1 protein-coding gene is annotated in these 276 nt (G+C 42.4%); it reads left to right on the top strand.

All coding sequences use genetic code 11. The features are described 5' to 3' along the window. Nucleotides 1–212 (top strand): adenylosuccinate synthetase (locus tag AAEY72_RS14765; RefSeq protein WP_352311293.1); only part of this gene is annotated, 212 nt, incomplete at its 5' end. Nucleotides 213–276 lie beyond the last annotated feature (64 nt).

The following is a 276-nucleotide window of genomic DNA, read 5'->3' as shown; positions in this document are numbered from 1 at the left end:
CTGCTGAAGGTTATGATCTAGTTACCCCAATTTATGAAACTATGCCTGGTTGGAGTGAAAACACTTTCGGTGCCACAACCATCGAGCAATTACCTGCCGCGGCAATTAATTATATCAAGCGTCTCGAAGTGTTATTAGAAACGCCCATTGATATTATCTCTACCGGTCCGGATAGAAATGAAACCATGATTTTGGTGAGTCCGTTCAAGTAAACTAAAAAGGCCGCGATAAGCGGCCTTTTTAATGAGTGCGATTAACTGTCGTAGCAGTTTCTAC

This window comes from Psychrobacter sp. W2-37-MNA-CIBAN-0211 (assembly GCF_040309405.1).
Classification (GTDB): Bacteria; Pseudomonadota; Gammaproteobacteria; order Pseudomonadales; family Moraxellaceae; genus Psychrobacter; species Psychrobacter glaciei.
Note: the sequence above shows the minus strand (reverse complement) of the source record. Positions and strands in the feature narration are given on the sequence as shown.